Source organism: Paenibacillus sp. P4_A7, from assembly GCF_056402455.1.
The window spans coordinates 13,930-28,162 of record NZ_JBFUHJ010000007.1; the positions used below are offsets into that span (position 1 = coordinate 13,930).

Consider the following 14,233-nt stretch of genomic DNA (forward strand, 5'->3'; position numbering starts at 1 on the left):
GGGGAGAAGGAAATGAAAGGATTGCTGCAAGGGCTGGGTGTTACGCTCAAATCGATGACGGCTCCAAAAGTTACAACCTCCTATCCCGATGTGCCGTTTGTCATGCCGGATCGTTTTCGCGGTATTCAGCATTTTATTCCGGAATTATGTATCGTTTGTAATCAATGCGCTCGTATTTGTCCAACGGACTGTATTACGTTGACAGGCAAGCCAAACCCGGACCCTGATAAAAAAGTAAAGGTCATTGATACCTTCGATATTAACTTTGAAATATGCATACTATGTGATCTGTGCACGGAGGTATGTCCGACTGAAGCGATCGTAATGACGAACCATTTTGAGTTGGCATCATTCAGCCGCGATGATTTGTTTAAGGATGCGGAGTGGTTGACAAACAATAATACGCTCGTTCGTGAAGATAACAACAATATCGGAGCGCCGGGCAAAGGAGGCGCCAAATAATTGTTCAATATCGATTTTACGGGCGAGTTTGTCGCGTTCTTCGTATTCTCGGCGATTATAATAGGCGGAGCGGTACTGATGATCAGCCTAGAGAAGGTTGTCCACATGGTTATTTCGATGGCAGCTGTTTTTCTAGGGCTCGCAGGGATGTTTATCCTGCTTGAAGCGGAATTCGTAGCTTTCGTACAGGTACTAATTTACGCGGGCGCTGTCTCTATTTTAATGATATTTGGCATTATGATGACGCAGCATCAGCAGGGTGAACGAGAGAAGACTAAGCCGCTGCATGAAACGCTTGCTGCAATTGGGGCAGTGAGCCTGTTCGGCGTTCTGTTCTATGCCATCCGCACGACCAGTTTTCCTGAGCCTGTTCCCTTTGAACCGGGAGCGGATAATACAATGGCGATTGGCGAGCTGCTGTATACCGGATATGTCATTCCGTTCGAGCTGCTGTCTATACTGCTGACGGTCGCTTTTATCGGTGCGATCGTGCTTGCTAAGAAGGAGGCTGAATAAAAAAAATGCTTCCATCCTACTTAACAATGGCTGCTATTTTATTTTGCATTGGACTCTACGGCGCACTAGTAAAGCGTAACGCGATTATCGTCCTGTTGTCGATAGAGCTTATGCTCGGTGCGGTCAATTTGAATTTGATTGCCTTCTCGAAATATGGTGTTGTCCCCTCGTTGACTGGACAAATTTTCTCTTTGTTTACCATTACGGTTGCCGCAGCTGAGGCAGCAGTCGGAGTAGCTATATTGATTGCGTTATTCCGGTTGCGCGGAACGGTTAATGTCGATGATTTTGATGAAATGAGGAGGTAACGCTGTAAATGGAAAAGTACTCTCAAGCGGCTTGGTTAATCCCGCTGTTCCCGCTCGCAGCGTTCCTCATATTACTTGCGATCGGTCGCAGCTACCGAAGAGCTGGAGTAATAATAGGCTCTCTTGGCTCATTAGCTGCTCTTGTACTATCGTTGCTCCTATTTATTGATCGACTTGGCGTTAATTCCGTCGATTATAATTATGCCTTTAATTGGATTGTCATCGGAGACTATACTCTGCGTATTGGGTTTGAAATCACCCCGCTTACCTCTCTGATGCTGGTAATTGTAACGATAGTCAGCTTCCTTGTAAACGTGTATTCTGCCGGTTATATGAAGAAGGATGAACGTATTACGGTTTTCTACGGATATGTAGCACTATTCACTTTTTCCATGTTGGGACTCGTGCTTTCTGACAACTTATTATCTCTCTATATCTTTTGGGAGTTAGTCGGTGTGTGCTCGTTTCTGCTAATCGGGTTTTGGTATACGCTGCCGAAAGCACGAGCTGCGGCCAAAAAAGCGTTTATCGTAACGCGAATCGGCGATGCCGGTTTATTGCTAGGTATTATGCTGCTGTTCTGGTATATGCCAGATCACGCGCTCGATTTTACAACGATTCAAAGTGTGTTCGATGGGCAGTCCGGTGCGATTACGACAGGTATTACAACGTTGATCGCCTTGCTCATTTTCCTTGGTGCTGTGGGCAAATCGGGACAATTTCCGCTGCATGTCTGGCTGCCTGACGCGATGGAGGGACCTACACCGATCAGTGCGCTTATTCACGCGGCTACGATGGTAGCGGCAGGGGTATTTCTCATTGCTCGGACATTTGATATTTTTCAAGATTCGGCAGCAGCTATGGAAACCGTCGCCTATGTGGGCGGATTTACAGCCATATTTGGAGCCACTATAGCATTAGCTCAAAGTGATTTAAAACGTATTTTGGCCTATTCAACGGTCAGCCAGTTAGGCTATATGATGATGGCGCTTGGGCTTGGTTCATTGACGGGTGGTATATTTCACCTGTTCACCCATGCGTTCTTTAAAGCGCTGCTTTTTCTAGCCGCAGGCAGCATTATTCACGCGGTACATACACAAAACATTAATGAAATGGGTGGATTGAGCTCTAAGATGCGCGTAACCACATGGACCTTTGCTATTGGCGCATTGGCGTTATCCGGTATTCCTCCGTTTTCGGGCTTCTGGTCGAAGGATGTCATACTTACGGCTGCGCTTGAGACGAACCCGTTATTGTTCGTTGTTGGGCTCGCAGCGGCGTTCTGTACAGCTCTTTATATGTCGCGACTCTTTATTCTCGTGTTCATGGGCAAGACGCAGGCTGCAACGGGAAATGCTAAGGAATCACCAGCAGTAATGACTATACCGCTGATCGTGCTTGCGGTACTAGCTGCTGTTGCCGGATTTATTGAGACACCTTGGAATGGCTGGTTCGGATCATGGTTGACAGGAGAGCAGCAGACAGCGCATAGCAACGGGGTTGTCATAATCACCTCGATTGTGGTTGGCTTGCTCGGTATCTATGTAGGCTGGCGAGTATATGGCAAGGAAATCGTTATGAGTAACCGTGAGGGTGGACAAACGCATTGGCTGGTTAGGCTGCTGGAACGCGGTTATTACGTGGATGAAATATACAATGTCGTTGTTGTAAAACCATTAAAGTCTCTCGGGTCGGTACTCCTTTTAATAGATGAGTATGTTATCGGAGGCATCGTTCGTTTTACTGGTGCAGCAGCTAACTCGGCGGGGAAATTAAGCACACGTTTACAAAATGGTCAGGTACAAACGTATAGTGTGACAGCTATTATTGGGTTAGTTATTATCATACTTGCAATAGCCTTTAGGAGGTTCTTATTATGAGCATCCTGAGTGATATTCCTATTTTATCATTTATATTGTTATCGCCTTTGCTGGGACTGATCGTTGTGCTGCTTCTTCCCAAGCATCGGAGCAACTGGATGAAGACCACGGTTATTATAACCACACTCATCCCACTGGCATTGTCTTTATGGTTATTCGTAGACTACGACAAGCATCAAAGTGGATCGGTATACGATGAGACGCTGAACTGGGCACAGATACCTTTGAACAAGGATTTTCAAAATGGTGTGTCTGAATTTATATTTTCATTGCAATACTCCCTGGGTGTAGATGGTTTATCGCTTCCACTCTTGCTCTTGACTGCGGTTGTCACTGCGATGGCTGCACTGGCCGCCGTACATGTGAAGAAACGTTGGAAATCTTTTTATGTATGGTTTCTATTGCTGGAGACTGGCATGCTAGGTGTGTTTCTCGCCCGTGACTTATTTTTATTTTTTGTTTTCTTCGAAATGACATTGATTGCGATGTATTTCTTAATTGGCATATGGGGTTACTTTAACCGCGAGCGTGCCGCCAATCAGTTTCTAATCTACAACGGAATTGGATCAGCCATTATGCTTGTCGCTTTTGTGCTGCTTGTGAATACGGCAGGGTTTCGTATCGAACAGACACTGGATCAAGCGCAGCTTATTTATAGTGGCAGCTATACGGATATTGCACGGAATATGACGGACCCTAATGCTTGGGTGAACATGATTCCAGAGCAGCTTGGCATGATGAATCCCTTTCATATGACCGATACGATGCAGTGGGTCTTATTCATTATGCTGCTCGTTGCCTTTGGTATTAAGCTGCCCATTTTTCCGTTCCATACGTGGATGCTCAAGGTTCATACGGAGGCTCCGCCCTCTATCGTCATGATACATTCAGGCGTGCTGCTCAAAATGGGAGCTTACGGGCTGCTGCGATTTGGGTTTATGCTATTCCCAGAGCAAGCGCGAGAGTGGGCGGTTGTGCTCGCCACGCTTGGTGTGATTAATATTTTGTATGGTGCAGTGCTTGCCTTTAGGCAGCAGGAGTTCAAGCTTGTACTAGCTTATTCGTCCATTAGTCATATGGGAATCGTGCTGGTCGGATTAGCAGCTTTCAATGAAATTGGATTGCAAGGCGCGGTTTTCCAGCTAGTATCACATGGACTTATATCTGCTCTTTTATTTTTGGTGGTTGGCAGTATTTACGAAAGGACTGGTACGACAGAGCTGTCTGAGTTAGGTGGCTTGGCGCGTTCCATGCCGTTTATGAGCGGTATTTTGCTCACCGCGGGCTTGGCTTCGCTTGGTTTGCCTGGATTGTCCGGTTTTGTAGGTGAGTTTCTGTCGCTGCTTGGTCTATTTGAATCGATGAGATGGATGACTGTGGCAGCTGTTCTTGGTGTTATTTTGACGGCGGTTTATGTGCTGCGAAGTGTGCTCAAAATAACGTTCGGTCCGCAGTCGGAAAAGTTTACCGCACTTAAGGATGCACGTCTTATTGAAGCAGTGCCTATGATTATACTGCTTGCGTTCATTATACTACTAGGCTGTTATCCATCCATACTGACGGATACGGTACAATTTAGTATCGGCGCTCTGTTCGATCCATTACTTGCAACAAGGGCGGGGGGATAAACCATGCATGAAGGAGTTTCTTTTGTACCAATGACATGGACGGATATGCTTTATCTGGCCCCTGAGTTCTCGCTTGCTGTAGTGTTTTTGCTTCTTGTAGTACTTGATTTGCTGCTTCCAAATCGGTTAAACAGATTGTTTATTGGCTGGTCGGCATTAGCGGGTCTGATGATCGCGATGGGGCTGGTCATTTGGCGGATGCTGGATATGAATGAAGCGGGTGCGGCCGCAGAAGTGATCCAGCTGCTTGGAAATAGTTATCGAATCGATGATTTTGGCAGCGTGCTGAAAATTGTATTTTTGACAGGGACGGCGCTTGTCGTATTAATGGGGTTAGGTTCAGCAAGGGATGACCATGCCATTACAGACAGAGCAGAATATTTCTATTTACTTCTGCCGGCGGTCATTGGGGCGATGATCATGTCCTCCTCAGGCAATTTGATTACCTTGTATATTGGGCTGGAACTGCTGAGTATCACTAGCTATGTGCTTGTCGGGATGAGGCGAAAATCGTCTCAGTCCGCGGAAGCGGCATTTAAATATTTGGTGACGGGGGGGATCTCCTCGGCGCTCGTGCTTTTCGGAATGTCCTATTTATACGGTGTAACCGGAGCAGTCGATCTTGCTGAAATTGCACTTGCTTTGCCAGGGGCATTGGTTGATTTTAAAGCACTTGTCTATGTTGGCTTCTTCTTTATGTTGGCGGGGTTTGGCATCAAAATTGCAGCAGCACCATTTCACGCTTGGGCACCAGACGTTTACCAAGGTGCACCATCACCGGTATCGGCATTTTTGGCAGTTATTTCTAAAGGGGCTGCGTTAGCTGTATTATTTAGATTGATGTACAGTATGGCGTTGTTTTCTACCACGAATGAGGATTCAAGCGTATCGGATGATCTGTTTTTCACGCTGCTCGTGCTGGCAGCCACGGCGATGCTAGTAGGTACAACCGCTGCTTTGGTACAAAAAAATATGAAGCGTCTGCTCGCTTTATCAGGTGTAGCAAACGCAGGTTACTTGCTCGTACCGATTGGTATTTCGATCACAGCTGTTCATAGCAACAATTTTTCTGAATTTGTTTATTATTTGATCGCCTACTTATTTATGACAATAGGAGCGTTTGCCGTCCTTACAGTAGTTAGCCGAGCTGCGGGTCATGACGAGCTGAAGGGCTTCGCGGGCATGTATTACCGTGCACCATGGACGGCTGCGGCTATGGTCGTTTTCGTCTTATCGTTGGCGGGCTTACCGGTGTCGGGCGGATTTTTCGGGAAGCTATTCATCCTGCTCGGTGCAGCTAGCGCAAAGGCTTATTGGCTCGTCGCTATCATCGTGCTTAGCAGTGTCATTTCCTATTATTTTTACTTCGGCATCGTACGTCAAATGTTCATGAGGAGCGGCGGCGTTGAAGTTGATATTCGCGTCACCGGCCCAACTGCCGCAGTAATTTGGATTTGCGTCACAGCTACCATCGCTTTAGGCTTATTCCCAGGACCCATTGTGCAATGGATCAACACCGTCATTTCATTCCAAATTGATTTGATGCTGTTACCTAGTGGGTAGTGAGTAAGTTGTGACTTGTAGTCCCCCTTTTTAGGATTGATAGTGAATAGAAGCTCAGACGCCATACATTTCAGATTTATGGCGAATGTGTTTCAATTCACTATTTTTTGTTTAAGGAGACAAATAAGCTAGAGAGATTGTAGGACTTTCGAACCTTTGTCTATAACGGACAAGGGAAAGAAGGGAGAAGAGGAGAACTAGTAATATCAGTTAAATAACACTTGTAATAACAGCTAGGAAGCTTTGCAATTACCATTAGAGAATGTTACAGAATAGTGTGATTGTGTATAAAAAAAGTTAAAGAACTCGTAAAATAGAAGCTAGTTAGTATGTTAAATAGAAGTTAAAGAACGTATGAGAATGAATGAAATAGCAGCAATATTAACGTGAGCAGAAGTAAGAGGAAAGTATGAGTGCATGTGTGATCACAGTTAGATAGTAGTTTTAAAAGAAGCAAGTGGACAGTTGAGAAACTCGTATGTTGACAGCTAGAGAATACTTTAATTAGAGATAAGAGATATTTATCACAAATAGAGTCTCTCATGTCCGTTAGTGGTACCATTGAAGAAATAATTGAAGAAGTACATAGAAGACATTATATAGCTAAAAGATAGCTAAAAAATAATTGAAACGACCAATACGATTAAAAAAGGCAGAGTATGATGACAAACCAAAAGCAATTACTCTATGCAAACGATTTGGAGCATAAGCCTGAAAATGATGCATCACCTACATTGGATGCAGAATGGGCACCATATGAGCGTCGCTGCATGTCCGAGCAGCGGCTTCATTCCAAGCCGGCTCCGCCATCGGCTTGGATCAAAAGATTACCGCGCTTGGCTGCGCCAACAAGCGCGTCAGCAATAGCGCCTGCGGCGCGCAAGCTCCTACGTCGCGCGCTGCTGGCGCTATTGATCGCGAGCGTCGCCCTCGGGGGCACAGCCCCCGCAGGGCTCGCTCGCACAGCAGCGGCGCCTATGGCGCCTGCGGCCGCGTTAGCGGGGGCCGCTAACGCCATAGGCGCCGCTGAGGAGCAGCCGCAAAGCTGGCTGCTCAAATGGCGTGATCCCGCGGATGCGCATGAGCTGCGCGGGACTGAAGTGCTCCGCCGCCAGAATGAGGCGGCGGTAGAGGTTATACGTCCCGCAGATGAGGATGCGGACGTACAGGCTTGGCTGCTCCGGCTGCGAAGCTTGCCGGGGGTTGAATATGTGCACCCGAATTACGGGGTGCACATATTAGCATTGCCTACCGAGACACCTACATCCGCATCTGATGCGGAAGCAACCGATCCCGAAGCATCTCCTGCGAAGGGTGCGCAACTCGAGCAACTGGCAACCACGTCGACACCCAATGATCCTCAGCTGTCTAAGCAGTCCTACCTGAAGCAAATTGGAGCGCCAAAAGCCTGGGAAACCGTCCGAGAACAAACGGCTTTAACCATAGCAATCATTGATACAGGAGTTGATCTTGATCATCCTGATCTCAAAGCGAACCTTGTGCCGGGTGCTAATTTGGTTGACCCAAATAAATCGCCAGACGATGATAACGGCCACGGTACTAGCGTTGCTGGTGTAATAGCTGCAGTTGGGAACAATGGAGCGGGTATTTCCGGCATCCTTTGGAAAGCTAAAATCATGCCAATCAAAGCACTCGACAGTCGAGGTGATGGAACTGAGCAGGAGCTTGGCGAAGCGATTTTGTATGCGGTTCGCAAAGGTGCCAGCATAGTAGTCTTATCTGTAGGTCTGCATCGTTACTCCCCGTATATGCTCGATATTGTTCAGTATGCGGAAAGTAAAGGCGTACTGCTCGTTGCAGCAGCAGGTAACGAGGGCATGCTGCAAGGAGCGAAGGCGGCAGTCAAATATCCAGCGGCATACCCGACCGTACTTGCAGTTGGTGGGGTTAAATCCAATAACACGGTGGACCCTCGTTCCAATCCGGGTACAGAGCTAGACCTTGTAGCACCTTGGAATGTATACACGACAGCTATTGGCGGTTTGTATCAAAAGGAAGAAGGAACCTCCTTGGCAGCACCCCAAGTTGCCGCGGCGGCAGCGTTAGTCTGGGCACGCAATAAAAATATGAAGCCGAATCAAATCCGTGAGCTTCTTCGTCAAACCGCTAAGGATATTGGCCCAACTGGCATCGATAGCACATCAGGGTATGGCGTTATTCAGCTTGATCAGGCGGTTCGTGCATCGTTAAAGTCAGATGGATTCGAGCCTAATAATAAAAGTACAGAAGCCAAAAGATTTCAGTTAGGCACACATATTTCTGCTGTTCTTCAAAGGACATCGGATCAAGATTGGTACAAAATAGATACGTCTAATGACGGAACACTAACGATCTACTATGAAGGGGTAGTGGGTGATGGAAATGCAGTCCCTCCCATGAGAATGTCCCAATATACGAATGGCAAGCTGATTAGTAAAATAGATACGAAGCTCAGCAGTCGATCCATTGATTTTAATGTCACCAAAGGACAGCACCTTATACAACTAGAACTTATTAACAAAAGTGTTGAAGTGAATTTACCTTACATGCTTACATCTTCATTTACAATCAAACAAGATGAATATGAGAGAAACGATAAAATTTCCGAAGCCTTTACGGTGCAGCCGCGTTCCCAGACGATTGCTGGAAATTTTCATCAAACTGCTGATCGTGATTGGTTTAGTGTAACTTTTACACAAAATGGGAAGCTAAACTTGGCACTAAGTACCGATAGCGCTCGTATAGATCCTTGTCTTGCTATTCAAAAGACGGGGCAACAACTTCAGCTCTATGACGAAGAGGGTGAAGGAGAGAATGAGCAATCTCCAGTCATAACTGTGACACCTGGCAAATATTATATTCGTGTTCACAATGCAATTTCATCCGAAGCCAGCCCAACTATCGGCACCTATAAGCTTTTGATGGAGTATACGCCCAAATATGATGATCCGAATGAACCAAACAACAAAGCTTCATCGGCATTTATGGCAAAAGCAGGAACTGAATATATTGGTGTCATAGCAGACGATACAGACATAGATTGGTTTCAGTACCGGATTTCAAGCGCGAGTATCGTAAGCATGTCAGTAAGCGGTGTACCAACAAATAATGATTTCAAACTTGAGATGTATGACAAACGTCTGCAGCTATATACCAAAACTAACTCAGGAACGACAGGTAAGCTTCAGACAGTTGAAAAACTTTTGGAGCCGGGCTTGTATTATATAAAACTGATAGCAGATAAACCTTTTGACAAACAATATTACCGATTTAAAATACATGCTGAGGAGATTGTAGCTGGTTTTCGAGATATTAATAATCACTGGGCTGTGAGCGAAATTATTGACTTAACAAATCGCGGAATTGTAAATGGCATTGGCAGCAGTCGATTTGAGCCAGCGCGAGCCATTACACGTGCTGAAGCGGTAGCGATGGTTGTAAAAGCGTATAAGCCGATTCAGCAAAATATACCCCTGTCCAAACCATTCAAAGATGTACCTGCAAAGCACTGGGCATATGATGCAGTCATTAAGGCTACTCAGCAAGGGTGGATTAAAGGATTCCACGATGGTACATTTAAACCTGATCAATTCATTACACGGGAAGAGATGGCATTCATTATCGGCCTTGCCGACGGCGTGAAACCACGGTTACCTTTGGTTGATCCATTTACTGATGTATCCAAAACAGAATGGTCTGCACCCATGTTGAACGCTTTGAAATTGAACAAAAAAATTAAAGGCGTAGAAAACAACAGCTACAGACCAAACTCAAAAGCAAGCCGCGCCGATTTTACGGTATTGCTGCATAGAGTCTTTCTTCAATAATTTGTTACAATAGCAAGGCTATTAGTCACATTTAATCGTGTAAAATAGAGGTGGATTCATGGACGTAGATACTGAGCTGTATAACAATGTTCAAACAACTACAGCTATCACAGGGCTATTTTCAATAGTTGTTGTATTGCTGAGCATAATTCTTGTCTGGACATTATTGCAAGTAGTGAAATGGGAAACTTTTTTTCACTTTCCTCGCAGTCCCAAGGCTCGTATGTTGCGGGTCGTTATAGCGATCGTTTTAGGAAATATGATTGCAAAGTTTATACTGGAATATTGGGGTTATACAGTCATGTTAAAAAGCTTTGTCGAATAACAAAAGCGAAACATGTCAACAATGGGTAATACGTGACGGTACTAAAATGAACTTTCCTTACGAATAGGTATATATCTAGACCAAATTTCGTCGTGGGAAGCTCTTCAAACCCCTAAAGCTGGAGTTTATTGGCGAAAAAAGGAAATAAATGAATATTATTATGATGGCAGGATATGGATTCAATTTAACACTTGTCGATTCATGTAAATGAATGATAAGATGAAGTTTAGGTGAATTGTCTGAACCTAGATTATTCACGATTAAGTAAAAGAAAATGCAATGCGCGGAGGGAACCATAAGATGACCAAAATTATCGTCCGCGGAGGCCAGCGTTTGAAGGGAACGGTCCGTGTTAGCGGAGCGAAAAATGCAGTACTACCCATTTTAGCGGCCTCATTGTTAGCGACAGAAGGAGACAGCGTCATCTGTGACGTACCCCTCCTCGATGACGTTATGACGATTCAGAAGGTGTTAGCCTCTTTAGGCGCACAATTAACTTATAACAACGAGACGATGCGAATTTCCGCATCAAATATTACATCGTTCGAAGCTCCTTATGAGCTAATTCGTAAGATGAGAGCATCCTTTCTAGTCATGGGACCGCTTCTGGCACGTATAGGTAAGGTTAGAATTTCTTTGCCTGGTGGATGTGCCATTGGTACACGTCCGATTGACCAGCATTTGAAAGGCTTTGAAGCCATGGGTGCAGAAATCACACTTGGTCATGGGTTTATTGAAGCCAGCACAAAAGAAGGACTCAAAGGGGCTAAAATTTACCTCGATGTAGCAAGTGTTGGCGCCACGGAAAATATTATGATGGCAGCTGCTTTAGCAGATGGGACGACTACGATTGAAAATGCAGCCAAAGAACCGGAAATTGTTGATTTGGCTAATTATATCAATGCTATGGGTGGTAAGGTTCGAGGCGCAGGTACTGGCTTGATCCGTATTGAAGGTGTTGAACGCATGTTCGGCGCAGCTCATAATGTCATTCCTGACCGCGTTGAAGCGGGCACCTACATGATTGCAGCTGCAATTACAGGCGGAGATGTGTTCGTCGAGGGTGCAATTGCGGACCACTTGACTCCAGTTATCTCAAAGCTGCAGGAGATGGGCGTAGAAATTACAGAGAGTGATAACGGTATTCGTGTTCGTTCCAATGGTGTTTTGAAATCAGTAGATGTCAAAACATTGCCGCATCCTGGTTTTCCAACAGATATGCAATCGCAAATGATGGCACTCTTGCTCGTATCTGAGGGAACAAGTGTCATTACAGAAACAGTTTTTGAAAATCGCTTCATGCATGTTGAAGAGTTTCAAAAAATGAATGCTCATATCAAGGTTGATGGACGTACAGCAATTGTAAGCGGCGGATATCCGTTAGCAGGTGCGAAAGTATGTGCAACTGACCTACGTGCAGGCGCCGCGCTCCTTTGTGCAGCACTGCGAGCTGAGGGCGAAACCGAATTAACCGGACTTCATCACGTTGACCGTGGTTACATTGATATTACAGGTAAGCTTGCCATGCTTGGTGCCAACATCTACCGAGTTGGTGCAGAAAACACAGAAGCAGCAGCTGCTGTCTATACAACGCCAGTAAGTAAATCGGCAGTTGTAGTACCCATCTCTTCATCAAATGGAAATGACGGGGAAGTAGCAGCATCATACAAACGTGAAAAAGAAGTCGTGCTCAAAGTTCAGCCCACCTGGGCTTAATCACCAAATCAAGCGCCCGCATTGCTTCATAACAAATGTACGTTCGCTATGAACGTCATGCTATGAACGTCATGGAATGTATGAATGACATGAATGCATGATTGTTATGAACTGCATGAACGATATGCTTGAACGATGTACATGAACGTATGAACTACATGATCGCTAATCTATGAATCAAGTTAGTGAGGAAAATCTCACTCGCCATGAGGCTCCAGTCTCACGGGGAATGAGATTGATCTCACTATTTTTTTTGCCGAAATAATCAACCCAACCCAACCCAACCCAACCCAACCCAACCCAACCCAACCCAACCCAACCCAACCCAACCCAACCCAACCCAACCCAACCCAACCCAACCCAACCCAACCCAACCCAACCCAACCCTTACTTCCCCCCCCCCACCGGTTAGTAACTCAAACTCTTCTTTCTTAGACATTTTTGAATTTTACTTATTTTCACTGAAATATATTTCTCACCGATTTGCCTTTTTCATTGAATTGTTGAACATAATGCTTATCTTCGTCTTTGCTTCACTATCCCATCAGCTCAGGAAACGGAAAAAACGTGAGAAACACATTAGATGTTCAAATAGCGCAGTAAATTGTTTTCATATCGTTCATGCAGCTCATAACAATCAAGCATTCATAGAGTTCTTAGTGAAATAGTTCTTAATGAAATAGTTCTTAGTGAAATATTGTTAGGTTCTCTTTTCTAGTGAAAGGAAAATGTAAAGGAACCTATCTCGTATTGGAACTGAGAGTGAGTTTGTATGAGATTTTTCGAAGTATCGATCGATATATCGCTAGTTAGTATTTTTAATAAAGTAAGGGTATCGCATATGAATATATCTCATTATGAAAAAGACTACTATACCGCTAATCGTAAAGAGAATGGGTTATCTGCTGGTTGTTTTAATGGTGAAGTAAGAAGTGCTAGCTGAAGTAAATATTCAAATGAATTGCTATTTTGGTCATTGTAATTATTAAGACGGAAACAAAATTCATCCAAGTAATATTGCGAGTAAGTAGGACCGATCCCGTGGAACGTATTATTCATCCACTGGAATGCTGATTTTGCAATTTTAGGTAATAAAGCTTCGCTGTTGTAGGGATTGATATGTCTCCTGTTTATTTCAAGGTGAGTAAGTTTAGTAGGGTTAATATGCAAGGTTGAAAATTCCCGTTCTGCTATTTTGGATAGTCTATAGCGGGGTTCTTGTTCACTTTTAATGAGTTTTATTTTGAAATAGGAAGAGTCAGCAGGTACGATGGTACGCGCAATAATAACAGCACGCTCGCGTAGTAGGCGATCAAGGGTTGGTAGTGGTTGTTTCATATATATTTCTAGCTTAGCTTCCACATTCCCAGCAAGAAGAACACTGCGATCGCTATCGGATATGACTCGACGGATTTGGGTGAGCATAGTCCATGCGGTTTTATAGGAGACACAGATTAGTTCGGCTAGTTTAACGGCATTGATGCTGGTCTCGCAAGTAGAGATGATATACATGGTTAGGAGCCATTTTCGCAGAGGAGTCCGACTTTTATGCATAATAGTTCCTGCTGTCAATGAGGTTTGATGCCTGCAATTGCGACATTCGTATAGTGGGAGTCTCCTAGTAGTAATGGTATAAGAAAGAGTGTGAGAGCACTCTAAACAGACGAACCCGGCGGGCCATTTAAGTTTGTACATGAGCGAAATGCATTCTATGTTATTTGAGTAAAGTTGATTGAAACGTAAAATGCTGCTCAACATACTGTAGGCCTCCTAAATACACGGAATAGAACATGTGTTCTTATTTATATCTTAGCAAGTAATGGAGCGGAAATCAACCTTTTTCAGGAAAAAATATGCTATGTTCAGAGGCTTTTGAAGTTTTATTTGAAGTTTTGAAGCTTTGAAGTAAATTCTAAGGTATAAATCATAAATTTCATTGTTGATTTATTGTTCCTGAGCAGATGGGATAGTGGAGCAAAAGAGGCAGAACCCTAGATAGAACGAGGGG

At 44.6% G+C, this 14,233-nt stretch carries 10 protein-coding genes and 1 pseudogene; 9 read left to right on the forward strand and 2 right to left on the reverse strand.

Translation table 11 applies throughout. From position 1 onward, the window contains the following. Positions 1 to 12 precede the first annotated feature (12 nt). The 9 genes from nuoI (at position 13) to murA (ending at position 12,225) form a co-directional block, all read left to right on the forward strand. Positions 13 to 462 carry an NADH-quinone oxidoreductase subunit NuoI gene (nuoI, locus tag AC1DWN_RS02130; protein ID WP_477557303.1) on the forward strand — a complete coding sequence of 150 codons (450 nt, stop codon included), beginning with the start codon at positions 13 to 15 and terminating at the stop codon, positions 460 to 462. After that, entirely contained in the window at positions 463 to 978 is a 516-nt protein-coding gene (locus AC1DWN_RS02135) for an NADH-quinone oxidoreductase subunit J (protein WP_477557304.1), read from the forward strand. 5 nt (positions 979 to 983) lie between these two features. Further along, complete coding sequence (nuoK, locus tag AC1DWN_RS02140) at positions 984 to 1,286, forward strand: NADH-quinone oxidoreductase subunit NuoK (protein WP_477557305.1); 303 nt, start codon at positions 984 to 986, stop codon at positions 1,284 to 1,286. Between the two features lie 8 nt (positions 1,287 to 1,294). Next, complete coding sequence (gene nuoL, locus AC1DWN_RS02145) at positions 1,295 to 3,166, forward strand: NADH-quinone oxidoreductase subunit L (RefSeq protein WP_477557306.1); 1,872 nt, start codon at positions 1,295 to 1,297, stop codon at positions 3,164 to 3,166. Further along, entirely contained in the window at positions 3,163 to 4,794 is a 1,632-nt protein-coding gene (locus AC1DWN_RS02150) for a complex I subunit 4 family protein (RefSeq protein WP_477557307.1), read from the forward strand. Before nuoL ends, AC1DWN_RS02150 begins: the two co-directional genes overlap by 4 nt. A 3-nt stretch (positions 4,795 to 4,797) precedes the next feature. Continuing rightward, entirely contained in the window at positions 4,798 to 6,357 is a 1,560-nt protein-coding gene (locus tag AC1DWN_RS02155; protein ID WP_477557308.1) for an NADH-quinone oxidoreductase subunit N, read from the forward strand. 659 nt (positions 6,358 to 7,016) lie between these two features. Then, positions 7,017 to 10,184: a S8 family peptidase gene (locus tag AC1DWN_RS02160; RefSeq protein WP_477557309.1), complete on the forward strand. Its 3,168-nt coding sequence runs from the start codon at positions 7,017 to 7,019 to the stop codon at positions 10,182 to 10,184. Positions 10,185 to 10,242: 58 nt separating this feature from the next. Continuing rightward, positions 10,243 to 10,509, forward strand: a complete 267-nt coding sequence (locus AC1DWN_RS02165; RefSeq protein WP_477557310.1) for a DUF1146 family protein — start codon at positions 10,243 to 10,245, stop codon at positions 10,507 to 10,509. A gap of 300 nt (positions 10,510 to 10,809) precedes the next feature. After that, on the forward strand, positions 10,810 to 12,225 hold the full coding sequence (gene murA, locus AC1DWN_RS02170; protein ID WP_477557311.1) for a UDP-N-acetylglucosamine 1-carboxyvinyltransferase: 1,416 nt from the start codon (positions 10,810 to 10,812) through the stop codon (positions 12,223 to 12,225). A gap of 870 nt (positions 12,226 to 13,095) precedes the next feature. Here murA and AC1DWN_RS02175 read toward each other — a convergent pair. After that, entirely contained in the window at positions 13,096 to 13,779 is a 684-nt protein-coding gene (locus AC1DWN_RS02175; protein ID WP_477557338.1) for a hypothetical protein, read from the reverse strand. 36 nt (positions 13,780 to 13,815) lie between these two features. After that, positions 13,816 to 13,983, reverse strand: a pseudogene (locus AC1DWN_RS02180) (transposase); the annotation flags it as partial. Between the last annotated feature and the right edge of the window lie 250 nt (positions 13,984 to 14,233).